Annotated in this window: 23 protein-coding genes; 5 read left to right on the forward strand and 18 right to left on the reverse strand. The window is 62.6% G+C overall.

What is annotated here, in order from left to right; genetic code table 11:
* Positions 1–13: 13 nt before the first annotated feature.
* From rnc to lepA, 4 genes are all read right to left on the reverse strand, one after another.
* Positions 14–703 (reverse strand): ribonuclease III, encoded by a 690-nt coding sequence (gene rnc, locus CKO35_RS07345; protein WP_200174169.1) that lies wholly within the window; start codon positions 701–703, stop codon positions 14–16.
* A 3-nt stretch (positions 704–706) separates the two neighbouring features.
* A complete protein-coding gene (locus CKO35_RS07350) occupies positions 707–1078 on the reverse strand; it encodes a DUF4845 domain-containing protein (protein ID WP_200174171.1) in 372 nt (123 codons plus the stop codon).
* 205 nt (positions 1079–1283) lie between these two features.
* Positions 1284–2078 (reverse strand): signal peptidase I, encoded by a 795-nt coding sequence (gene lepB, locus CKO35_RS07355; protein WP_200174173.1) that lies wholly within the window; start codon positions 2076–2078, stop codon positions 1284–1286.
* A 61-nt stretch (positions 2079–2139) separates the two neighbouring features.
* Positions 2140–3963, reverse strand: coding sequence for a translation elongation factor 4 (gene lepA / locus CKO35_RS07360; protein ID WP_200174175.1), 1824 nt, complete (start codon positions 3961–3963; stop codon positions 2140–2142).
* 196 nt (positions 3964–4159) lie between these two features.
* On the opposite strand from lepA, the gene CKO35_RS07365 reads away from it, so the two are divergent.
* On the forward strand, positions 4160–4666 hold the full coding sequence (locus CKO35_RS07365; RefSeq protein ID WP_200174177.1) for a hypothetical protein: 507 nt from the start codon (positions 4160–4162) through the stop codon (positions 4664–4666).
* A gap of 20 nt (positions 4667–4686) precedes the next feature.
* Here CKO35_RS07365 and CKO35_RS07370 read toward each other — a convergent pair whose 3' ends face one another.
* The 6 genes from CKO35_RS07370 to rpoE form a co-directional block, all read right to left on the reverse strand.
* A complete protein-coding gene (locus CKO35_RS07370; RefSeq protein WP_200174179.1) occupies positions 4687–4929 on the reverse strand; it encodes a glutaredoxin family protein in 243 nt (80 codons plus the stop codon).
* Positions 4926–6374, reverse strand: a complete 1449-nt coding sequence (locus CKO35_RS07375; protein ID WP_200174181.1) for a DegQ family serine endoprotease — start codon at positions 6372–6374, stop codon at positions 4926–4928. The genes CKO35_RS07370 and CKO35_RS07375 overlap by 4 nt, the downstream gene beginning before the upstream one ends.
* A gap of 62 nt (positions 6375–6436) precedes the next feature.
* A complete protein-coding gene (locus tag CKO35_RS07380) occupies positions 6437–6913 on the reverse strand; it encodes a SoxR reducing system RseC family protein (protein ID WP_200174183.1) in 477 nt (158 codons plus the stop codon).
* Entirely contained in the window at positions 6910–7911 is a 1002-nt protein-coding gene (locus CKO35_RS07385; protein ID WP_338031768.1) for a MucB/RseB C-terminal domain-containing protein, read from the reverse strand. The genes CKO35_RS07380 and CKO35_RS07385 overlap by 4 nt, the downstream gene beginning before the upstream one ends.
* 3 nt (positions 7912–7914) lie before the next feature.
* Positions 7915–8547 (reverse strand): sigma-E factor negative regulatory protein, encoded by a 633-nt coding sequence (locus CKO35_RS07390; RefSeq protein ID WP_200174185.1) that lies wholly within the window; start codon positions 8545–8547, stop codon positions 7915–7917.
* A 26-nt stretch (positions 8548–8573) separates the two neighbouring features.
* On the reverse strand, positions 8574–9149 hold the full coding sequence (rpoE, locus tag CKO35_RS07395) for an RNA polymerase sigma factor RpoE (RefSeq protein WP_200174192.1): 576 nt from the start codon (positions 9147–9149) through the stop codon (positions 8574–8576).
* A gap of 304 nt (positions 9150–9453) precedes the next feature.
* Here rpoE and nadB point away from each other — a divergent pair, with 304 nt between their 5' ends.
* Entirely contained in the window at positions 9454–11088 is a 1635-nt protein-coding gene (gene nadB, locus CKO35_RS07400) for an L-aspartate oxidase (RefSeq protein ID WP_200174194.1), read from the forward strand.
* A gap of 16 nt (positions 11089–11104) precedes the next feature.
* Complete coding sequence (locus CKO35_RS07405) at positions 11105–11929, forward strand: sulfurtransferase (protein WP_200174196.1); 825 nt, start codon at positions 11105–11107, stop codon at positions 11927–11929.
* An 11-nt stretch (positions 11930–11940) separates the two neighbouring features.
* On the opposite strand, the gene orn is transcribed toward CKO35_RS07405, so the two are convergent.
* Positions 11941–12486: an oligoribonuclease gene (gene orn, locus CKO35_RS07410; RefSeq protein ID WP_200174198.1), complete on the reverse strand. Its 546-nt coding sequence runs from the start codon at positions 12484–12486 to the stop codon at positions 11941–11943.
* A 150-nt stretch (positions 12487–12636) separates the two neighbouring features.
* Here orn and CKO35_RS07415 point away from each other — a divergent pair, with 150 nt between their 5' ends.
* The gene (locus CKO35_RS07415; protein WP_200174199.1) at positions 12637–12975 is read left to right on the forward strand and encodes a 4a-hydroxytetrahydrobiopterin dehydratase; all 339 of its coding nucleotides are present in this window, start codon (positions 12637–12639) and stop codon (positions 12973–12975) included.
* Positions 12976–12998: 23 nt separating this feature from the next.
* The gene (gene rsgA / locus CKO35_RS07420) at positions 12999–13886 is read left to right on the forward strand and encodes a ribosome small subunit-dependent GTPase A (protein WP_200174202.1); all 888 of its coding nucleotides are present in this window, start codon (positions 12999–13001) and stop codon (positions 13884–13886) included.
* 29 nt (positions 13887–13915) lie between these two features.
* On the opposite strand, the gene CKO35_RS07425 is transcribed toward rsgA, so the two are convergent.
* The 7 genes from CKO35_RS07425 to CKO35_RS07455 all read right to left on the reverse strand — a co-directional run bounded on the left by CKO35_RS07425 (position 13916) and on the right by CKO35_RS07455 (position 22344).
* Positions 13916–14260: a histidine triad nucleotide-binding protein gene (locus CKO35_RS07425; protein WP_200174203.1), complete on the reverse strand. Its 345-nt coding sequence runs from the start codon at positions 14258–14260 to the stop codon at positions 13916–13918.
* Positions 14261–14287: 27 nt separating this feature from the next.
* Positions 14288–14884 (reverse strand): recombination mediator RecR, encoded by a 597-nt coding sequence (recR, locus tag CKO35_RS07430; protein WP_200174205.1) that lies wholly within the window; start codon positions 14882–14884, stop codon positions 14288–14290.
* Positions 14885–14887: 3 nt separating this feature from the next.
* On the reverse strand, positions 14888–15214 hold the full coding sequence (locus CKO35_RS07435; protein ID WP_200174207.1) for a YbaB/EbfC family nucleoid-associated protein: 327 nt from the start codon (positions 15212–15214) through the stop codon (positions 14888–14890).
* A gap of 80 nt (positions 15215–15294) precedes the next feature.
* Positions 15295–17142 carry a DNA polymerase III subunit gamma/tau gene (gene dnaX / locus CKO35_RS07440; protein WP_200174209.1) on the reverse strand — a complete coding sequence of 616 codons (1848 nt, stop codon included), beginning with the start codon at positions 17140–17142 and terminating at the stop codon, positions 15295–15297.
* Between the two features lie 117 nt (positions 17143–17259).
* On the reverse strand, positions 17260–17754 hold the full coding sequence (rraA, locus tag CKO35_RS07445; protein WP_200174215.1) for a ribonuclease E activity regulator RraA: 495 nt from the start codon (positions 17752–17754) through the stop codon (positions 17260–17262).
* 120 nt (positions 17755–17874) lie between these two features.
* Positions 17875–19185 carry an isocitrate lyase gene (gene aceA, locus CKO35_RS07450; protein ID WP_200174221.1) on the reverse strand — a complete coding sequence of 437 codons (1311 nt, stop codon included), beginning with the start codon at positions 19183–19185 and terminating at the stop codon, positions 17875–17877.
* A gap of 480 nt (positions 19186–19665) precedes the next feature.
* On the reverse strand, positions 19666–22344 hold the full coding sequence (locus tag CKO35_RS07455) for an ATP-binding protein (RefSeq protein WP_200174223.1): 2679 nt from the start codon (positions 22342–22344) through the stop codon (positions 19666–19668).
* Positions 22345–22456: the final 112 nt, after the last annotated feature.

The following is a 22456-nucleotide window of genomic DNA, read 5'->3' on the forward strand; positions in this document are numbered from 1 at the left end:
GGATTCGGATTCTTCAACCAAACTGCTGTTCCTCGGTATTGGTCAGGGCCGCAAAGGCCTTGACCGCGGCGGCCTGCTCGGCCCGGCGACGGCTGCTGCCCTCCCCGATCACCGAGATGTTGCGGGACTTGATGTGACAGGCCGCCTTGAAATGCTGGTCATGGGGCTTGCCGGTCACTTCCAGCACCTGGTAGCTGGGAATGTCCAGGTTCTTGCGCTGCAGCCACTCCTGCAGCCGGGTCTTGGGGTCCTTGAGGTCTTCCGCACTGGGCAGGGCGGCAAACCGCCGCCCGTACAGACGCAACACAAAGTCGCGGGTGGTGACAAAGTCCGTGGCCAGGTAGACCGCGCCGATGACCGCCTCCAGGGCATCCGCCAGGATGGAATCCCGCCGGTGCCCCCCGCTCTTTCGCTCCCCGTCGCCCAGGCTGAGCAGGGTGCCCATGCCCTGGTCGCGGGCGATCTGGGCCAGACTGTCCTGGTTGACCAGGGAAGCCCGCAGCCGGCTCAACTCCCCTTCCGGGGCCTCTGGACGCAGTGCAAACAAATGCGCCGCGACAATGAAGTTCAGGGCACTGTCCCCCAGATACTCCAGTCGCTCGTTGTGGCATTGGCTGGCGCTGCGGTGGGTCAGCGCCTGCCGGAGCAGATCCGATCCATGCAGTGACGCCGGCAACAGCGCCTCCAGACCCCTTGACGTCATGCCTTACTCCGACAGGGTGAAGCTGCGATCAAAACTGACCACGGCATCCACATTGGCAATCATGGGGGTGCGCACCTCGTATTTCACCCGCAGGCTGCGTACACCGCTTTGCTCGACGATGGTCACGTCATCACGGGTGACATGGGTCACGCCATTGATCTGGAAACGGCGATCCACCTCGCCCCAGAGCACGCGAATGTTCTTGCCGGACGCGCCGGATTCAGCGGATACATCCTTGATCACCGAAATCACCGTCATGTACTGGGTATAGACCGGGAAGAGCCGCAGACCCACGGTGCCGATCACGACCAGAAAACCGGCGATGATCAGAAAACCGATCAGGCCGATGCCCGACTGCCTGTTGATGCGATTCATGCGTAGACCCCCATTGAAGATATCTATTGTATTGCCATCAGAAATTGACTTGATCGGAACTGCCTGAGTAAACCACCACCAAGGCAACGCCGCCTTTTAATGCCGTCAGTCCCATCTCTATTTCGTCACTCCCGTGCAAGCGGGAGTCCAGAACTCCCGGTCCAAGACTGGATTTCCGCTTGCACGGGAATGACTCAGAGCATCCCTAGCGGATGCGGGTACCCAGGCGACTGAAATCCATTTCCTTGGCAGCATGATCCCAATGCATCCAGATGAACAACGCCTTGCCCACCAGGTTTGCCTCCGGTACGAACCCCCAGAACCGGCTGTCGTTACTGTTGTCCCGGTTATCACCCAGGGTGAAGTAGTGCCCTGCGGGGACGATGATCTCGCCCTCCACGGAAGGTCGGTCCGGCCACAGCAACACCTGGTGGGAAACACCGTTGATCCGCTCCTCCATCAGGTGGGCACCATCCATCACCGTCCCGGAGCCACTACCCTCATAGCGTCCCTTGAATACCTGCTCCACCGGCACATCATTGATATAGAGCTGCTTACCGTAAAATGCCACCTTGTCACCCGGCAGACCCACGATGCGCTTGATGTAGTCCTCCCGCGGATTCTCTGGATAGCGGAACACCGCCACATCTCCCCGTTCCGGTTGCCCCAGATCGATGACGCGGGTCCGCACCACCGGCAGCCGGATACCGTAGCTGTACTTGCTCACCAGGATGAAGTCCCCCACCAGCAGGGTGGGCATCATGGAGCCGGAGGGAATGCGAAAGGGCTCGGCCACGAAGGAGCGCAGGACCAGCACGATCAGCAGCACGGGAAAAAAGGAGCGGGCATAATCCACATACCAAGGCTCGGAGGGCCGGGTCTTGCCGGCCTCTTCCATTCCGCCCCCCCGGGCCTTGCGCCACCACACCACATCCGCCAGCCAGATCAGGCCGGTCACCAGCGTTCCCAGAACCAGAATCAATTCCAGATCAAACGTCATGGGCCCTCCCCTGTCGGCACCCGTATTCCATGCTCAAATCCAAACAACCCGATCCCATCACTCAGTTCTTCTGATCCACCTGCAGCACCGCCAGGAAGGCCTCCTGGGGCACTTCCACCCGGCCGATCTGCTTCATCCGCTTCTTGCCCGCCTTCTGCTTTTCCAGCAGCTTGCGCTTGCGGCTGGCATCCCCGCCGTAGCACTTGGCGGTCACGTTCTTGCGCAGGGCCTTGACCGTGGAGCGGGCGATGATCTTGGAACCGATGGCGGCCTGGATGGCTACTTCGAACATCTGCCGGGGAATCAGTTGCGCCATGCGCTCGGTGAGGTCGCGGCCCCGGTACTGAGCCTGATCCCGGTGAGTGATCAGCGAGAGGGCGTCCACCCGGTCACCGTTGATGAGCACGTCCAGCTTCACCAGCGGGGCCGCCTGGAAGCGGGTCAGCACATAGTCAAAGGAGGCATAGCCCCGGCTCACCGATTTCAGGCGGTCGAAGAAGTCCAATACCACCTCGGACATGGGCATGTCGTAACCCAGGGAGATCTGGTTGCCCACGTACTGCATGCGGGTCTGCACCCCGCGCTTCTCGATGCACAGGGTGATCACCGCCCCCACATAGTCCTGGGGCACCAGGATGCTGGCATTGATGATGGGCTCGCGAATCTCGGCAACGGTGTTCACCGGCGGCAGCTCCGCCGGATTGTGGATGGACAGCACCTCGCCGGCGGTGGTTTCCACCTGGTAGATCACGGTGGGCGCGGTGGTGATCAGGTCCAGGTCGTATTCCCGCTCCAGGCGCTCCTGGATGATCTCCATGTGCAGCATGCCCAGGAATCCGCAACGGAACCCGAACCCCAGGGCCTGGGAGGTTTCCGGCTCGTACTGCAGGGAGGCGTCGTTGAGCTTGAGCTTGTCCAGGGCCTCCCGCAGGCTGTTGTAGTCATCGGCGCTGACCGGGAAGATGCCGGCGAACACCCGCGGCTGGACTTCCTTGAAGCCTGGCAGGGCCTGGGCGGCGGGACGGTCGGCGCCGGTGAGGGTGTCCCCCACCTTGGCGCCGGTAATGTCCTTGATGGTGGCGATGACAAAACCCACCTGCCCCACCCCCAATTCCTCCCGAGGGGTGGGCTTGGGAGTGAACACCCCCACCTGGTCCACCAGATGGGCGCGCCCGGTGGACATGGCAATGATCTTCTGCTTGGGCCGCAGAACACCCTGCATCACCCTCACCAGGGCCACCACGCCCAGGTAGTTGTCGAACCAGGAGTCAATGATCAGGGCCTGCAGGGGGGCATCCGGGTCCCCTTGGGGCGGTGGAATACGGGCCACCAGGGCCTCCAGCAGGTCGGGCACGCCGACGCCGGTCTTGGCGCTGACGTGGACGGCATCCCGGGCCTCGATGCCGATGATCTCCTCGATCTCGTGGGCCACCCGCTCCGGCTCCGCCGCCGGCAGGTCAATCTTGTTGAGCACCGGCACCACTTCCAGACCCTGGTCGATGGCCGTGTAGCAGTTGGCCACGCTCTGAGCCTCCACACCCTGGGAGGCGTCCACCACCAGCAGGGCGCCCTCGCAGGCGGACAGGGAGCGGGAGACTTCATAGGAAAAGTCCACGTGCCCCGGAGTATCAATGAAATTGAGCTGGTACTCCTGACCGTCCCGAGCGGTGTACATCAGCGACACGCTGTGGGCCTTGATGGTGATGCCGCGTTCCTTTTCCAGATCCATGGAGTCCAGCACCTGCTCGGACATCTCCCGGTCTTCCAGCCCGCCGCAGACCTGGATGAAGCGGTCCGCCAGGGTGGACTTGCCGTGGTCGATGTGGGCAATGATGGAGAAGTTTCTGATTCTGCTGATCTTGGAATCGCTGGATTGACTGCTCATGGGGCCTGCTCGGGATATGGGGACCCTGACGCACATGGTCCGGCCATGTACCCACCGGGTTGATCAAGATTGGACTGCGCATTGTACAGGCTCGACCGGGGCAGTAACAGCAACGACCATATCGTGGCGCGGCAACCATTGCCTTACGGCACCACATGCGGTAAACCCGGCACTCGCGGAATCACTGGAGATCTCGATGACAGCACAGAATCACCCACAGGCCCGGGAACTCGCGGAGCAGGCATTTGCGCAGGACCGCGACGACATCCTCTGGCAACGATGCCTGATGATGGCGGATCAGGACGCGGACGCGGCCCGGGCCGCCTACCTGGAAGAGGCCGCCGCCATGTTCACGGCCAGACTGGAAGCGGAGGCACAGGCCCGGCGCCCGGATCCGGCCTGGAAAAACCCGATGCTCGGTGCCGTCCTTCCAGCCCTGATCGCCCTGGTGATCAGTTTCCTGTTCACCCTGGCCCAGTATCCCTTCCCGTTCGTGGCCTGGTCGGTCCTGATGGGAATTTTCTTCGTGCCCTCGGCGGGCATTCTGGGCTATGTGGGCGTCTTTGCCCTGCGCTATCGCCTGGAGCCGGGCTTTCGCATCGTGAATCGTGAACGGACCGAGCGCATTGCGGTGATGGGCTTCATCGCTCTGGCCCTGGTGGGCGCCATCGGCACCTACAAGCTGGTTTACTGGCCTTACTGAAACACATCCTGAACCCTGCCTTAGTCTCCCGCCAGCTCCAGCCTGAGGCCACGCTCGTCCAGGAAGTGGCAGCACAGGATCTCCTCGCCGACGGCGAGGACGGGGATCTTGGCACTGAAGCGCTGCTTCAGTGCCGGATCCCCGTCAATATCAATCTCACGGATGTCAAAATCCAGTTCATCCTGCAGCGAACGCAGCTGATGAAGCATGCGTTCGCACAGGTGACAACCATCACGATGGTAGATGGTCAGTTCAACGTTCATTCCGGCACATCCAGCGGCAACCAGAGGGGCCCCTGGGTCCGCTGCACCAGCACCCGGGCAGCACGTCCCGGAGGCAGTGCATCCACGATCTCCTTCATCCGCTCCAGAGACTGAACGGAATGACTGTTGATCATGAGCACCACATCACCGCGGCGTATGCCGGCTCGCTGGGCGGGCCCTGCCTCCACCTCGGTGACCAATACCCCTCCGTCGGTCAGTTCCAGGCGTTCCCGCAACTCATCGGGGACCTTTTCCAGATGCATGCCAAAGGGCTTGAAATCGGGTTCGGCAGGTACCGGGGCAATGGGACGGGACTGGGCCAGTTCATCCTCTGTGGGCAACTCGCCAATCACCACCTCCACGGTCATGGGCTTGCCGTCCCGCAGAATCTCCACCTGGGCCGGCTTGCCGATGGGCGCCCGACCAACGATCGGTGGAAGTGCCGAGGAACGGGGCACCTCCACCCCATTGAAGCTGAGTATCACGTCTCCGGTACGAAGTCCCGCGGCCTGTGCGGGACTGTCAGGCAACACTCTCGCCACCAGTGCCCCGGTAGGCCGCTCCATCGTGAACGAATCCGCCAGTTCCCGGGTCACTTCCTGGATGACGACACCCAGCCAGCCACGACTCACATAACCCTTGTCCTTCAACTGGTTGACCACGTCCATGGCCACCTCGATGGGTATGGCGAAGGACAGGCCCATGAACCCCCCGGTGCGGCTGTAGATCTGGGAATTGATCCCCACCACTTCCCCATCCATGTTGAACAGCGGACCACCGGAATTGCCCGGATTGATGGCCACGTCGGTCTGAATGAAGGGAACATAGCTTTCGCTGGGCAGGTTGCGTCCCTTGGCGCTGACGATACCCGCCGTCACGGAATGATCAAATCCGAACGGCGAACCGATGGCCAGTACCCACTCCCCCACCCGCAGGCTTTCGGAATCCCCCAGGGTAAGGGTCGGCAGGTCCTGGGCCAGGATCCGCAGGACCGCCACATCGGTTCTGGGATCGGAACCCACCAGCTCGGCGGTGTAGGTTCGCCGGTCACTGAGCCGGACCTCGATCTCGTCAGCCCCCTGGATGACATGGTGATTGGTAACCACATAGCCGTCCGCGGAGATGATGAATCCCGACCCCAGAGAGGTACTGTCAAATCCCCTGGGAGGCGGGGTGCTGCTGCCGCCACGTTCACCGAAAAAGCGACGCAGAAGATCACCGAACGGCCCGTCCTCGGGTAGCCCCTCGGGCAGTTGCAACGGAGGATGACCGCTGGGCAGCTCCATGGCCCTGGACGTACTGATATTCACCACCGCCGCGCTGTTGGCCTCCACCAGGGGCACGAAATCGGGAAGCCCTCTGGCCTGAGCGGGGATTGCAGCCATGCACAGGGACACAAGCAGGATCAGCAGAAAGGCATGCAGATGTTGGCTTGCTGTCTTCATCTTCGGACTCGCATGTTGTCGGAACCGCTTCCATGGACAGGTCGCGGGAAATGGAAATGCACTCATGGGGCGAGTACACCATGAACCCGGATGGCCGGAGGCCCCAGGCGACGGACCACGACCGGCTGATACCGTGGATCCCTGCGGATGCGTCGGGTGAACCAGGCCACGGCACCCAGCCCGGCCAGCAGGCCCGTCATTCCGGCCGCCACCACGGGAAGCTCGCCATGGCCGGACCACAACCACTGCCCGAAGGCGGCAAACACCAGCATGCCCAGCAGGGGCAGAATGTAGATCGCCAGCGAGCCGCGCACCAGGGCCGATTCCTCCAGGCCGATGATCACCTCGTCGCCCAGGCTGACCCCGACGGGATCAATGACCCGCACCTGGGTGCGCCGCTGCCCGAACAGTTTGGCAATCACGCTGGTGCCACATCCCTTTTGCACGGAACAGGTCCCGCAGGCGGTCTTGCGAAGGGTCTCCACCCACGCAAAACCGACCTCATCCACTGCAATCACACGGGCGTTCTCTTCGATCACTTGCCATCCTCATCATCATGAAATACCGATTCGGCAATCAGCCGGACGGTCGCCTCCGGCACCTCCCCCAGGACCGTCACCTGGTAATCCCCCCAGGGCAGCGCCATGGCGTGCAAACCACCGGATCGGGTCACTCCGCTCGCGCGATCTTCCGCACGATCGATCCGCGTGACGAAAATGGATACCGTCGCCAGGCCATCGGTGAGGATGATGTGCTGTACCGGATGGGGGCTGGCCGCCATGTTGCGCTTGCTGACGCCGGAGACACGGAATCCCGCCGGCATGGATCCTACCCGCCACTGGGGATCCGGCTCCATGAAATGTGTCTTCGCGGGAGGCGATTCCATGGGGCGGGCCGTCATTCCCTTCCCCTCCATCCGCGCCTGCAGACGCTCATCGGCCACCCGGGCGGGAAACTCGATACGGGTGAACATGAACTGCTCGAAGATGCGTCCTTCCCGGCTCAATAACCGGGATTGCAACAACATGCCGGTGGGTTCGTGGATGCAGAGCTGATGACCATACCGAAGATGATCCCTCGGGATGATCGCCAGTTCCCGACAAGGCAGGCCGGCGACCCTGTAGCGTTCTCCCAGGCGCAGCCGGTAGTTCTCGCCCAGGCCGTCCAGGCCCTGCTGACGGATGGGCATCACACCGGACAGGCCCAGCAGGCTTTTGCCCGGATCCAGACACAGCGCCGGGTCCAGGTCGTCGGGACGGACGCAGATGATGCTGTTCTCGTCCTTGATGATCTCGCGGGGAGACCCGGTCAGAGCCACCAGCCGTTCCCGGGAGCCCCGCTCATCCCTGGCATGGATGATCTGCAGGGTTTCCATGCGCTGGTCATGGGCAAAGACAAAGATGCCCTCGTAATTGAGTTCATCCACCGCCCTGATCATCTTCTGCAACAGGCCATGGGCAGCCTGCTCCGAGGCGGCTGCCGTCGCGGTGGCCAGCAGCGCCGCCACCAGTAACGTCAGGTGCAGGCGCCTCGACACGGGTTATTCACCCATGAATCCGTGACCAACCGTCCGGGCGTAGGGGGACACCGGCCCACGTCCCACCACGGATTCAGCATGATTGATCAGATAGCTGCTGAAACGGGCATCATCCATGCCGATTCGCAGGATATGCTGCCCGCCATATTCCAGGGGTGAGTGCTGTACCTGGGCGGCACGGCTGTCCGGCTCCAGTATCGACTGCAGGGCATTGCGCTGGCCGGCATCCCATTGGGCGGCACGGATCACCGGCTCGCTGCCTGCCAGGCTGGGCTCAATACCCGGCTCGGAATGATCAGCAGTGAAGTTCTGCAATCCCACCAGAACAGCCACGGCCACGGCGGCTGCCATGCCCATGCCGGCTACCGGCTTGAGCAGACGCCCTTGAAAAGATTGGGGGGACATACTTTCCGGCGTGGATTCCTGGTCCACCGCCGCCATGACGCGGGCGGAAAAATCGGGGGGGGCGATGCGATCCAGGTTGCCCCGCATGACATCCCCCATCAGGTGATATCGGCCCCAGCGGGCCAGATCCTCGGGGTTCTTTTCAATCTCATCCAGCAATCGGCGTGTCTCAAAGGCCTCGGCCTCGTCATCCACCAACGCCGAGAGTCTTTCCTCTTTAGTGGTCGTCATGATACGTCTCGCTCTTGAAAGCACATTTAATCAAGCAATGGCCGCAAGACGCGATCAATCGCTTCCCGCGCCCTGAAAATCCTGGATCGCACCGTACCGATGGGACACCCCATGGTCTGGGCAATCTCCTCGTAGCTCATTCCCTCCAGCTCACGCAGGGTAATGGCTGTCTTCAAATCATCCGGCAATGTACCGATGGCATTCTGCACGGCAAGGCGTATCTCCTCGGACAGCAATTCCCCTTCCGGGGTTGCATATTCCTTGAGAGCGGACTCCCCTCCCATCTGTTCGGCATCCTGGGCATCCACCTCGATATCCGGCGTGCGGCGGCCCTGGGAAACCAGGTGGTTCTTGGCCGTATTGATGGCAATCCGGTACAGCCATGTATAAAAGGCACTCTCGCCCCTGAAATTGGCCATGCCCCGATAGGCCTTGATGAAAGCCTCCTGGGCCACATCGAGGGCCATGGCGGGATCGTGCACATAGCGGGAAACCAGATTGACGATCTTGTGCTGGTACTTCTGCACCAGTACATCGAAGGCTTTCTTGTCTCCGGCTTGAACACGCCTGACCAGCTCCTCGTCGGTTACTTTATTGCCCATTCGGGCACTCCCCCTCTGAGGGCACGTCCTGTACCCTAACTGCGATGGACATGAAAACCCTCGTTAAGTTCTTGCAAATGACGCCCAATCTACACCATGCTCCAGACATTCCCGGGAATTCATGGCACAGGTCAATTTGTCAGTCTGCCCGTTGCGTGTAACACTGAAAAAAACCGTGACAAAATAACCCAGATCGAGACATCGCCTCAAGCGAGCCCCCCGCTCGGACACCGGCCTTTCGTGAAGCTTCTTCGGTCGTCGTCCCCACCCGGGCCGAGGCCCATCCATTGGAGAATAACCGGCAATGCAAGATTCAACCCGGGCGGGGGCCCGCAGATCCGTTGATGTCCTGGTGATCGGCAGTGGCGCGGCCGGCCTCAGTCTGGCCCTGCACCTGGCCTCCGAACAGCGCGTGGCCGTATTGAGCAAGGGTCCCGTCTGCGAGGGCAGCACCTTCTACGCCCAAGGCGGTGTATCCGCGGTGCTGGACCGCCACGACTCCCTGGAGGCCCATGTCCGTGACACCCTGGACGCCGGCGGCGGCCTGTGCGACGAGGCCGCCGTGCGCCATACCGTGGAACACGGCCCGGAAAGCATCCAGTGGCTGCAGGAACTCGGCGTCCCCTTCACCCGGGAACCCGGAGATGACGGCCGGGTTCAGCTGCACCTGACCCGCGAGGGTGGCCACAGTCACCGCCGCGTGGTGCATGCCGCCGACGCCACCGGCAAGGCCATCGAAAACACCCTGGTGGAACAGGTCCGGCGTCATCCCAACATCGAGTTGTTCGAGCACCACATCGCGGTGGACCTGCTCACCAGCCACAAGTTCGGCCTGACGGGTCCCCGGCGCTGCCTGGGCGCCTATGTGCTCAATCTCAAATCCCACCAGGTGGAAATCTTTGCCGCGCCCTGCGTGGTCCTTGCCAGCGGCGGTGCCAGCAAGGTGTATCTCTACAGCAGCAACCCGGACGGCTCCACCGGCGACGGCATCGCCATGGCCTGGCGGGCCGGTTGCCGGGTGGCCAACATGGAATTCATGCAGTTTCATCCCACCTGCCTCTTCCACCCCAGCGCCAAGTCATTCCTCATTTCCGAGGCGGTCAGGGGTGAAGGCGGCAGACTGCTGCTGCCGGATGGCACGCCCTTCATGGAACGGTTCGACCCCCGGGAGGAACTGGCCCCCCGGGATATCGTCGCCAGGGCCATCGACCATGAAATGAAACGCCTGGGCGCCGACTGCGTTTACCTCGACATCTCCCACAAGCCGGCGGATTTCATCACATCCCATTTCCCCAACATCCATGAACGCTGCCTGGAATACGGCTTCGACATGACCCGGGACCCCCTGCCGGTGGTGCCCGCCGCCCACTACACCTGCGGCGGCGTGATGACAGACCTGGCGGCCCGCACCGATCTGGACGGACTCTATGCCATTGGTGAAGTGGCCTGCACGGGCCTGCACGGCGCCAACCGCATGGCCAGCAACTCCCTGCTGGAATGCCTGGTATTCGCCCGCTCCGCGGCCCAGGACATGGGCCTGCGGCGCCCGCAGCCGGTGCCGATGGATCTGATCCCGGCCTGGGACGAGAGCCGGGTCACCGATTCCGACGAAGAGGTGGTGGTGGCCCACAACTGGGAAGAGTTGCGCCGCTTCATGTGGGACTACGTGGGCATCGTACGCTCCAGCAAGCGACTGCAGCGGGCGCAGCGGCGCATCGAACTGCTGCAGGGTGAAATCCACGAGTACTACAGCAACTTCCGCGTTACCAACGATCTGATCGAACTGCGCAACCTGGCTCAGGTTGCGGAAATCATCATCCGCAGCGCCCAGAGCCGCAAGGAAAGTCGAGGCCTGCATTACACTCTGGACTACCCGCAGACCGATCCGGCACTGGCCGGCAGACCCACCGTACTGACCCCGCCCGGTTCCCCGGCATGAATCAGGAGATACGCCCATGAGCGAGGACACGCCACTCGTCATCGATCCTCTGGCCCTTGAGGCAAGGCTGCAGGACCAGCGCCTGAGGATCGTAGACCTGAGCCCCGCCGACCGCCACGCCGCCGGCCATGTACCGGGAGCAATCCACCTGGATTACGGGCGCCTCGTCACCTCGGCCGGTCCGGTCATGGGACTGCTGCCGGACATCGGCGCGATCCGCGCCATCCTGACGGAACTGGGCATCGGTCCCGAGACCCATCTGGTGTGCTACGACGAGGAAGGCGGCGGCAAGGCCGCCCGCATGCTATGGACCCTGGCGGTGTGCGGCCATGAAGCGTTGTCACTGCTCGACGGAGGACTGGCCGCCTGGTCGGCGGCAGGTCTCTCCACAACCACCCGGCCCGCCGCGGAAACCGCACCAACCCGGACGGAATACCCCCTCGCCTATGGCACCGAACGGGTGGCCGACCGGGGCTGGATCCTGGATCACCTGGAAGATGAGGAAGTGATCCTGGTGGATGCCCGCAGCACCGACGAGTTCACGGGCCAGGCGGCCTATGCGGCCCGGGGGGGCCATATTCCCGGCGCCGTCTCCTTCGAATGGACGCGCTGCATGGATCTTGACCGGCATCGTCGGCTGCGTCCCGAAGATGCCCTGCGCCGGGATCTGGAGGCGCAGGGCATCACACCGGAGAAGGAGATCGTCGTCTACTGCCACACCCACCACCGCTCCGCCCTGAACTGGCTGGTGCTGGAACACCTGGGCTATGCACGGGTGCGAGGATATCCGGGTAGCTGGTCCGACTGGGGCAATCAGGATGACACCCCCATCGAAACCTGAAGCAGGCCGGCTCAGACCTTGAGCATGTGCTCCCGGTAATGACGCAGCTCGGCGATGGAGTCGCGAATGTCCTGCAGGGCCTTGTGGGTGGCATCCTTGGACAGGCTGTTGAGCACGCCGGGGGCCCAGCGACGGGCCAGTTCCTTGAGGGTGCTCACATCCAGATTGCGGTAATGGAAGAAGGCCTCCAGGTCCGGCATGCAGCGGAACAGGAAACGCCGGTCCTGGCAGATGCTGTTGCCGCACATGGGTGATGAGCGCGGCGGCACATACTGCTTGAGGAACCGCAGGGTTTCCTGCTCCGCCTCCACCTCGTTGTAGAGGCTCAGCTTCACCCGATCCAGCAGGCCGGAACGGCCATGGGTATTGCGGTTCCAGTCATCCAGCCGGCTCAGGATCTCCTCGCTCTGATGGATGGCGATCACGGGCCCCTCCGCCAGGACATTCAGTTCCTTGTCCGTCACGATGGTGGCAATCTCGATGATGTAGTCGGACTGCGGATCCAGGCCGGTCATTTCCAGGTCTATCCAGACCAGATTCTCCGGATTGGGATTCATGGGCATCCTTTGTGCCGTGACGGCACGCTCTGAGCGTTCATTGCAAGAGGATCGTCACCGGGGGCGAACGCCAACGGCGGGGCCACAGTCTACACTGTACATGAACGCTTTTTCGAGGTCGGGCAAGCCCGCCAGGAAAGGAGGAATCCCATGAGCCAGCTCCATGACCGACACTGCACCCCCTGCGAGGGTGGCAGCCCCACCATGGACATGGTGGACATCCAGAGTTTCATGAAATCCCTGGCCCCGGACTGGGAAGTGGTGGATGAGGGCCGCGCCATCGAACGTATGTTCCGGTTTCCCGACTTTCATCGGACCATGGCCTTCGTCAACGCCGCCGCCTGGGTGGCCCATCGGGAAGATCACCACCCTGAGCTTCAGGTAGGCTATGATCGCTGTCTGGTGCGGTTCACCACTCACACCATCGGCGGTTTGTCGGAGAATGACTTCATCTGCGCCGCCCGGGTGGACCGCTTGCTGGACAACTGAATCGGACATCCAATGGGACGGCAATGAAGGCATCCAGACCCGGCAGGGTCATCACCCGTTTTGGTTCACAGGTGCTGGTGGAGGACGAGGACGGCCATGTCCACCGCTGCACGCCCCGCCGCCGGCTTGAACACGTGGTCTGCAATGATGCCGTGTCATGGCATCCCGAGCCCAGCGGGGATGGCGTGGTCACCGACATCCATACCCGCGGCAATCTGCTGGAACGTGTCGATCCCCGCGGACAGCGCAAGAACATCGCCGCCAACGTGGATCAGGTGGTGGTCGTCGCCGCCGCCGCCCCTGCCCCCAGCTGGCCGCTGGTGGATCGCTATCTGGTGGCCATCGAAGGATTGCCGGCCCGGGCACTGATCCTTTACAACAAGGCGGACCAGCCCGCCCCGGACCCGGAGGGCACGGCCGCCGCCCTGCAAGGGTATGAGGCCCTTGGCTATCCGGTGCTCAGAACCAGCGTGGCAAATGGACAGGGCATGGAAGCACTGCGAGCCTTCCTGGCCATGGGCACCAGCGTGCTGGTGGGTCAGTCAGGCGTGGGCAAGTCATCCCTGGTCCAGGCCCTGCTGCCGGATCTTGAGATCCGCATCGGCGCCCTGTCGGAACTCAGCGGCGAGGGACGCCACACCACCACCAACGCCACCGTTTACCGCCTGCCCTGCGGCGGTGCCCTGATCGACTCCCCCGGCGTGCGCGACTTCAGCCCCGGCCCCACCCCCCAGCGGGAACTGGCGCAAGGATTCGTGGAATTGAGGGCCCTGGCACCGGAGTGCCGGTTTCACAACTGCACCCATACGGTGGAACCGGGCTGCGCGGTCAAGGCCGCCCTTGAACAGGGGCGGATCAATCCACGGCGCTACGAGAGCTACCGCACCCTGCTGGAAGCAGCCGAAGCATAGCGATCCGCACTCGCCCCCGTCGCCATTGATCAGCCCGGGGGCCACTCCATCTGCCTGCCACCCAGAACGTGCATGTGCAGGTGATAAACCGACTGGCCGCCATCGGCGTTGCAGTTGATGACAAGACGGAAACCGTCCTCCACCACGCCCGCCTGCCGGGCCACTTCAAGACCCACCCAGTGCATGTGACCCAAAAGGTCCATGTCGGCCCGGGTCATGTCGGCGACGGTATCGAAATGCTGCCTGGGGATCACCAGCACATGCAGAGGAGCCTGGGGGTTAAGGTCGCGAAACGCCACCACCCGGTCATCCTGATGAACGATATCCGCCGGGATCCTGCCCTCGGCGATCTTGCAGAAGATACAGTCTGTCATTCTCTTTCCACTCGATGGATGACCGGCCTAGAGATCACGCCGGCCTGAAAATGCATGGGAGAGGGTGCCGCGGTCCACATATTCCAGTTCGCCGCCCAACGGGATGCCGTGGGCAATGCGGGTGGTCCGCACCCCGAGCGCCCGGGCCATGTCCGCGATATAGTGGGCGGTGACCTCCCCTTCCACCGTGGTCCCGGTGGCCAGGATCAGCTCCCGGATCTCGCCTTCGGCCAGACGGGCCTCCAGCCGGTCCAGACCCAGATCTTCCGGGCCGACGCCATCCAGGGGAGAAAGCTGGCCCAGCAACACATGGTACTGGCCACGAAAGCCGGTGGCCTGCTCGATCGCCATCTGGTCCGCCGGGGTCTCCACCACACACAGTGACTGCCTGTCCCGATGGCTATCGGCACAGACCCGGCAGAGCTCGTGCTCGGTCAGGGTGCGACAGCGCCCGCAATGACCGATGCGCTCGACCGCGTCCTTCAGCACCGCGGCAAGCCGCAGCGCCCCTTCCCGGTCCCGTTCCAGCACATGCAGAGCCATACGCTGGGCCGATTTGGGACCCACACCGGGGAGACAGCGCAACGCCTCCACCAGACGATCGAGAAGGGGCGCCCCGTCCATGAATCAGAACGGCAGCTTGAATCCGCCCGGCAGACCCATGCCCTGGGTGACGGCCCCCAGATGTTCGCGAGTCATGTCTTCCACCTTCTGGACCGCATCATTCATGGCAGCCGTCAGCAGGTCTTCCAGCATGTCGCGATCTTCTTCCAGCACGCTGGGATCGATGGTCACCCGGCTCACGGAGTGCTTGCCGGTCATGACCACACTGACCATGCCGCCACCGGCCTGGCCGGTCACTTCCATCCCGGCCAGCTCGGCCTGGGCACGGGCCATATCTTCCTGCATCTTCTGGGCCTGTTTCATCAGGTTCCCAAGTCCGCCTTTGAGCATATCTATCACCTTTCTAGGGTTCAGTTAATCCAGGGAGGGGTAGTGTAAAGCCTCCCGATGCATGAAACACGCACCCGTGATCAATCTCCCTCCACGGGGCGCACGGAGCCGGCCACCAGCTCCGCATCGAAACGGTCCCTGAGGGCACCGGCCACGGGGTCTGCCTCCATGTCCTGTTCCGCCGCCTGCTGGCGCTGGGCACGGGCCCTGGCCACCGCCGCCGCCGGGGTATCCGAAGCCGGCTGTCCCAGCCGGATGCGCACCCTGACATGCCGACCCAGCCGGGACTGCACGGCGGACTCAAGCCGTTGCAGGGACATGTCCGTCTTCAAGTGGTCATACTTGGGCTCCAGACTCAGCACCAGCTCCTGACCGTCATAGCCTTCCAGGGCGCAGTGACTCACCAGCTGCCCGGCCACCGCCCCCAGGCCCAGGGTGGACACCAGTGCTCCCCAGTCCAGGCCCCCTCCTGAATCCGCATCGGCCGGCGCCGGGAGAGGACGACCGACGGGTTCCGGCACAGGCGCTTCAGCGGCCGGGGCGGATGGCACCGCGGCGGGTGGAGACGAGAACTCCTCGTCCAGCCAGGGTGGAGGCTCGGGCAAATCAGGCTCGACCGGCCCTGGCGGCGCGGCCCGCGGACGGGGTACCGGCACCGGCTCAGGTACGGATGGCGCAGGCGGGGGATCGGTACGTCCAGCCGGCGCGGAGGCACGCCCGCCCTCCAGTTGGGCGAGGATATCCCGTGGCCCCCGGGGAACCGCCCCCGGCGTTGCCGGCTTCGGTTCGGTCCGGGGCGGCCCGGGTTGCGCGACCGGCGCCTGTACCCGTGGCGAGGCATCCGCCAGGGGACGAAAGGCCAGCATGCGCAGCAATATCATTTCCAGGCCACCGCGGGGTTCGGGAACCAAGGGCAGGTCGCGACGGCCGATCAGGGCAATCTGATAAAAAAGCTGGATGTCCTCGGGCGCCAGTCTCCGGGCCAGTTCGGCCAGGGCCTCCCGTTCATCCGGCAGGTTGTCCAGCACCTCGGGCACCTGCTGGGCCAGGGCCAGATGATGCAGCAGGGTGATCAGTTCGCCCAGCACCTCCCCATAGTCCGGAGACTGGGCCGACAGCTCCTCCACCATCGCCAGCACCGCCCTTGCATCTCCGGCGGCCAGAGCCTCCAGCAGACGCAACAGGTGATCCCTGGACATGGTACCGAGCATCTCCCGCACCTCCTCGGCGCGCAGCGCACCGTCGCCAAAGCCGATGGCCTGATCCAGCAGGCTCAGGGCATCGCGCATGCTGCCGGAGGCGGCGCGGGCAATCTGCAGAACAGCGGCGGGCTCGGCCTCGATCTCCTCGCTTTGCAGCACCTGGCGCAGGTGATCCGCGATCATCGGTGCCGGCATGGCCTTGAGATTGAACTGCAGGCAGCGGGAGAGGATGGTAACGGGCAGCTTCTGGGGATCGGTAGTGGCCAGCAGAAACTTCACATGGGGCGGAGGCTCTTCCAGGGTCTTGAGCAGGGCATTGAAACTGTGGGTGGAGAGCATGTGCACTTCGTCGATCAGATAGACCTTGAAGCGGCCCCGGGTGGGGGCGTAGGGCACGTTCTCCAGCAGTTCCCGGGTGTCTTCCACCCGGGTGCGGGAGGCGGCATCCACTTCGATCAGATCAATGAACCGCCCGGCGTCGATCTCGCGGCAGGCACCGCAACGACCGCAGGGGGTGGCGGTCACCCCCGTTTCACAGTTGAGGCACTTGGCCAGGACCCGGGCGATGGTGGTCTTGCCCACCCCCCGGGTGCCGGTGAAGAGGTAGGCATGGTGCAGCCGATCCTCGCGCAGGGCGTTGGACAGGGCACGGACCACATGGGGTTGTCCAACCAGTTCCTCGAAACTGCGGGGGCGCCACTTGCGGGCCAGGACCTGATAGCTCATGAATCTCGCTGGAGTTGCCGGAAAGGGTCGGACGCCCGCACCGACCGAAGGCCGCGGGCACGAGCGGTCATGATAGCGCAGCCGGGACCTCAGGTGGTGCGGTGATGGCGGCCAGGGTCAGGCCGGCAGCACGACGATGCCGTCCTCGTCGGCAAACAGCCGATCCCCGGTCTTGAAACAGATCCCGGCGAACTTCACCGGTATGTTCACCTGCCCCACTCCCAGCTTGCGGCTCTTGAGGGGATGGGTGGCCAGGGCCTTGACCCCCAGGGGCATGCCGGCGCAGGCCCGGGAATCCCGGATGCAGCCGTACATCACCACACCGGCCCAGCCGTTCTTGACCGCCAGCATCGCCAGCTGATCCCCCAGCATGGCACAGCGCAGGGAGCCGCCGGCATCCACCACCAGCACCTTGCCGCGCCCATCTTCACCCAGCATCTCCCTGACCTTGGTGTTGTCCTCGAAACACTTGAGGGTCACGATTTCACCGGAAAAGGCCCGCTCGCCGCCGAAATCCCTGAACAGGGGCTCGGCCACCTGCAGGCCCGGATGATCTTCATATTCATCACACAGATCCGCCGTTCCCTGAAAATTCAGCGCATCGGAAGCCATTGTCCATCACCTTTTTCAAATGTGTAAAAAAGCAGGGCCGTACCGCCATGCAGCGAGTACGGCCCGACCGGTTCACGGTATGTCCCGGACACCCGCCAGGGGCATCCGGGACGGACTGCATCAACCGTGGAACTGCTCTTCTTCGGTGGAACCGGCCAGCGCCTTGACGCTGGAGGAACCGCCCTGGATGACGGTGGTGACATCGTCGAAGTAACCGGCACCCACTTCCTGCTGGTGGGACACGAAGGTGTAACCACGCTCGCGGGCCTTGAACTCCGGCTCCTGCACCATGTCCACGTAGTGCTTCATGCCTTCGCCACGGGCATAGTTGTAGGCGAAGTTGAAGGTATTGAACCAGTTGACGTGGATACCCGCCAGGGTGATGAACTGGTACTTGTAGCCCAGCGCGGACAGCTCGTCCTGGAACTTGGCGATGGTCTTGTCGTCCAGGTTCTTCTTCCAGTTGAAGGACGGGGAGCAGTTGTAGGACAGCAGCTTGCCGGGGCAGGCAGCATGCACGGCCTGGGCGAACTCACGGGCAAAGCCCAGATCGGGCGTGCCGGTCTCGCACCACACCAGGTCAGCATAGGGGGCGTAGGCCACGCCGCGGCTGATGGCCTGTTCCAGGCCGTTCTTGACCCGGTAGAAGCCTTCCTGGGTCCGCTCGCCGGTGAGGAACGGCTTGTCGTTCTCATCGTGGTCAGAGGTGATCAGGTTGGCGGCCTCGGCATCGGTACGGGCCAGCACGATGGTGGGCACGCCCATGACGTCGGCGGCGAAGCGGGCAGAGATCAGCTTTTCGACGGCCTCGCGGGTGGGCACCAGCACCTTGCCGCCCATGTGACCGCACTTCTTCACCGCGGCCAGCTGGTCTTCGAAGTGCACACCGGCGGCGCCAGCGGCGATCATGTTCTTCATCAGTTCGAAGGCGTTGAGCACACCGCCGAAACCGGCTTCGGCGTCGGCCACGATGGGCAGGAAGTAGTCCACATAACCTTCGTCACCGGGATTGATGCCGCGGGACCACTGGATTTCGTCGGCGCGCTTGAAGGTGTTGTTGATGCGACGCACCATGGTGGGCACGGAATCATAGGCGTACAGGGACTGGTCCGGGTACATGGTCTCGGAGGTGTTGCCGTCGGCGGCCACCTGCCAGCCGGACAGGTACACGGCCTCAAGACCGGCCTTGGCCTGCTGCATCGCCTGACCGGCGGTGATGGCACCAAAGGCATTCACATAACCCTTCTTGGCCTCACCGTTGACGCGCTTCCACAGTTTCTCGGCGCCCATGCGGGCCAGGGTGTACTCAGGCTGAACGGAGCCGCGCAGGCGCACCACATCAGCGGCGGTATAACCACGCTTCACGTCCTTCCAGCGGGGATTGTTGGCCCAGTCCGCCTCAAGCGCCTTGATCTGTTCTTCTCTGTTCATGTTGCCTTGGTCCTCTATGATGTCTGAGTCGTTCCGGCCCGGTCTCCACGGAATGAACCCGTGGAAGGCGGCGTTCATGATGAAGCGCCTCCCGGCTTGACTTGCCTCCCGGCTCCACGGAACGGCGATCCTGTCGACCGCTGTTGGGTCACGATGAAGTCCGGCGTCATTTGCGGGACTGTGTTAGGTCTTCATTCGGAAAGGATCAACCGGCCACCCGATCCCGCAAGCCAGGGGCCAGGGCGTCGCACCCGGCAATGGCCAGATGCTTATGCCCAAGCATTCTGGTTGACCTTTCAGCATGAAGGCAGCAAGCGTAGTCCAGACTGAGACCGTAGCGGGAAATAAATTTCAATATTTAACATTAAAAAAACAAATGCTACTTCAACGCTGCTTTAATCCGGGTTAATAATAAACCCGGAGAAACGCCGATAATTTGACGTAAGCTTTTGTAAATAAGGTTATTTCCAGAATGCGCCCTCATTGCCGGGCGTCACTGCCGTCCATCACGGAATGGATGGCGGCGACCAGTTCATTCAACTTGATCGGCTTCGTCAGGTAGTCATCAAAACCAGCCTGCTGTCCCTGTTTCACATCATCCTCCATGGCCATGGCGGTAAGGGCGATGACCGGCATGCCCTTGCCGAAGCTGCTGGTGCGCAGGGCACGGAGCACCGCATATCCATCCGCATCCGGCAAATTGATGTCCACCAACACCACATCCGGCCGGCCAGTACGGGCCAGTTCCATACCTGAAGAGGCGCACCGGGCAACCATCAGGTGATAGCCACCCGCGCGGGCCAAAACACGCTGTACCAATCTGAGGCTCGCCGGATTGTCCTCGATGTAAAGCACCTTCAGTGGCGAGAGGCGGAAGCCGGGCAGTTCTTCCAGTCCGTCAGATCCGGCGTCCTCCGGCAGCCCCGCTTCGCTCGGCGACCGGGCGGCCGGCAGCTCGAACCAGAAACAGCTACCGATACCTTCGGTACTTTCCACCCCGATGCTCCCATTCATGAGCTCCACCAGTTGTCTGGACAGCGCAAGACCGATACCCGTCCCTTCTATCTCTCCATTTTCCCTTCCCAGGCGACTGAACATCCTGAACAACTCCCCCCGGCGCGACCCGGGTATTCCATAGCCGGTATCCGCCACGGAAATCCGGACCCGATCCCGGGCCTGATCAAGACACACATCGACCCTGATTTCCCCCCCCACCCGATTGTATTTCGCCGCATTGGAAAGAAGATTCATCAGGATCTGCCTGAAACGCTGACGATCCGCATACACCTGGAGAGAACCCTGACACTGCGCCTGTAGATGCACTGAATGCTTTTCAAAGAGTGGGTGCATCAGCGCCACCACTTCGTTCAGCACTTCACCACAATCCACCCTCTCCAGCTCCAGGGTCGCATTGCCGCTTTCCACGCGAGCAAGATCCAGTATCTCGTTGATCAGCTTCAACAGGTGTTCACCCGCGGCGACGATCTGTTCCACGCACTCAAGTTGCCCATGATCAAGCGAACGCTCGTCCTGAAGCAGCTGGCCAAACCCCAGAACCGCATTGAGGGGCGTACGCAACTCGTGGCTCATGGAAGACAGAAAATCACTCTTTGCGTGATTTGCCGCCTCGGCCTGCTCCTTGAGTTCAACCAACCGCCGTCGGGTTTCAATACCCATCAGGGCATTTCGCAGGATCTGGCACACCACGGTGAGTCCCTGGATCCTGCTTTGCGACCATTCCAGGCGCCGACGCACCGATTGCAGCCCGAGGGCACCAAATGCCCGTGATTCACCCTGGATCGGGACGAACAGGGCTGACCGGATGCCGTTGGATCGCATGATCGCCTGCTCGGTTGCCCATCCGGGAGGCAGCTCGTGGACATCCGGAATCTGTAGCACGGAGTTGTCCTGGATCACACGGCGATAGATTTGCGGGACATCAGACACCGGGTGGTCAATGAACCTGTCCTGCAAGGCGGACAGTTCAGACCGATACCATTCATGGGTCTTGGTGAACGTCTTGTGGTCACTGGACAACTGGAACAGTTGGCAACGATCCACTGCGAAGTATTCACCGATTCGACTCAAGGTGTCTTCCAGCTTCCGGTCGATATCCAGGGGACTGACAGCGATGAATTCCGAGGCGATGTCCGCCAGCATGCTCTGCAGGCACACCTGATCCGCAAGGCGTTCCTCGGCCTGCTTGCGATCCGTGACATCCCTGACCACGGCAGTGACACCGGTCTGCCGGCGCAGCCGCGAATAAAAGGGGGTCGCGCAAAGATCGTACCACCTGCGGCAATCCTTGGTATCCAGCCAGTATTCCACGCGCTGACTGACTCCCGTGGCGAGGGTCTCCGCCAGCGCCCGCCTGATCAGGCCCGCCACAGGCTGCGGAATGTCAAGGTCATCAAAATGACAACCGATGCTCTTTTCCGTGAACAGCGACGCCGACTGGGAAGCGGCATGATGGACGATCCTGACGATCAGGCGCTCATCCAGCAGCAATACCAGGTCATGCATGCTGCCCAACAGGGACTGATAGCGCTGCTCACTCTCTTCCACTCTTGCCAGGGCAATACAGCGACGCTTGTGGTTGAGCAGCATCTGTGCAAACAGACCCAGCAGATGGCATTCCTCCCGTGAATACGAACGGGTCTCCCGAACCGAATCAAAACCACATACGCCGATGCAAAGCCCCCCATCCATGATGGGCATGGACACCATGCTCCTGATGCCCTGGGGTTCCAGTTGGCGCCGCATGGGGCTGTCCAGGGGCAACACTGAAACATCCGGGATATGCAACAATTCACCCCGCTCGAACAGCGCCAGACCGTCCGCCACTTCCGCAAAGGAAACCGCCTGAAGATTCCGGATCTGGGCAGTGACTCCCGGCGCGCACCACTCATGCGTATTGATAAACAGACGCTTCTCGCGCAGACATTCGAACACGTAGGCACGGTCCGCGCCCACAAAGGCGCCGATCAGGGCCAGGGACGCCTGGACGGTGGCATCGATATCTTCAGCGGGACAGGTGATGTATGAGGTGGCCAACTCCAGCATGAGAGACTGCAGCTGCCGCACATTGACGGACTGGGCATCCTGACGGGACGGCCGGGCGCCTGATAACGAAGACTCCCCGTCCACAGGAGGAGGCATACCTGACCCGGTTCGGCGCCCCAACTTGACCCGATATCTCATGTCCGAACAGATCCCTTTGCCCCCTCGGGAAAACGGGGAAATGTTGTTATTGTGGATCCGGTCCACCAGA

Origin of the sequence: Ectothiorhodospira shaposhnikovii (assembly GCF_016584105.1) — a bacterium.
GTDB lineage: Bacteria > Pseudomonadota > Gammaproteobacteria > Ectothiorhodospirales > Ectothiorhodospiraceae > Ectothiorhodospira > Ectothiorhodospira shaposhnikovii.